The organism is Enterobacter sp. 200527-13, from assembly GCF_027924865.1.
GTDB classification, from domain to species: Bacteria; Pseudomonadota; Gammaproteobacteria; order Enterobacterales; family Enterobacteriaceae; genus Enterobacter; species Enterobacter ludwigii.
Genome location: NZ_BSCM01000022.1, coordinates 1 through 1,126, shown reverse-complemented (window position 1 = coordinate 1,126; position 1,126 = coordinate 1). Strand labels below are relative to the sequence as shown.

Annotated in this window: 1 rRNA gene; it reads right to left on the bottom strand. The window is 53.4% G+C overall.

Annotated features, from left to right (window positions below):
* Positions 1-1,126 (bottom strand): 23S ribosomal RNA (locus QMG44_RS24170); the annotation flags it as partial.

Sequence of the window (1,126 nt, the reverse complement as noted above, 5' to 3'; positions counted from 1 at the left end):
TCCGCCTACATGCTTAAACCGGGACAACCGTCGCCCGGCTAACATAGCCTTCTCCGTCCCCCCTTCGCAGTAACACCAAGTACAGGAATATTAACCTGTTTCCCATCGACTACGCCTTTCGGCCTCGCCTTAGGGGTCGACTCACCCTGCCCCGATTAACGTTGGACAGGAACCCTTGGTCTTCCGGCGAGCGGGCTTTTCACCCGCTTTATCGTTACTTATGTCAGCATTCGCACTTCTGATACCTCCAGCACCCCTCACAGGACACCTTCAACGGCTTACAGAACGCTCCCCTACCCAACAACGCATAAGCGTCGCTGCCGCAGCTTCGGTGCATGGTTTAGCCCCGTTACATCTTCCGCGCAGGCCGACTCGACCAGTGAGCTATTACGCTTTCTTTAAATGATGGCTGCTTCTAAGCCAACATCCTGGCTGTCTGTGCCTTCCCACATCGTTTCCCACTTAACCATGACTTTGGGACCTTAGCTGGCGGTCTGGGTTGTTTCCCTCTTCACGACGGACGTTAGCACCCGCCGTGTGTCTCCCGTGATAACATTCTTCGGTATTCGTAGTTTGCATCGGGTTGGTAAGCCGGGATGGCCCCCTAGCCGAAACAGTGCTCTACCCCCGAAGATGAGTTCACGAGGCGCTACCTAAATAGCTTTCGGGGAGAACCAGCTATCTCCCGGTTTGATTGGCCTTTCACCCCCAGCCACAAGTCATCCGCTAATTTTTCAACATTAGTCGGTTCGGTCCTCCAGTTAGTGTTACCCAACCTTCAACCTGCCCATGGCTAGATCACCGGGTTTCGGGTCTATACCCTGCAACTTAACGCCCAGTTAAGACTCGGTTTCCCTTCGGCTCCCCTATACGGTTAACCTTGCTACAGAATATAAGTCGCTGACCCATTATACAAAAGGTACGCAGTCACCCCATAAAAGAGGCTCCCACTGCTTGTACGTACACGGTTTCAGGTTCTTTTTCACTCCCCTCGCCGGGGTTCTTTTCGCCTTTCCCTCACGGTACTGGTTCACTATCGGTCAGTCAGGAGTATTTAGCCTTGGAGGATGGTCCCCCCATATTCAGACAGGATACCACGTGTCCCGCCCTACTCTTCGAGTTCACA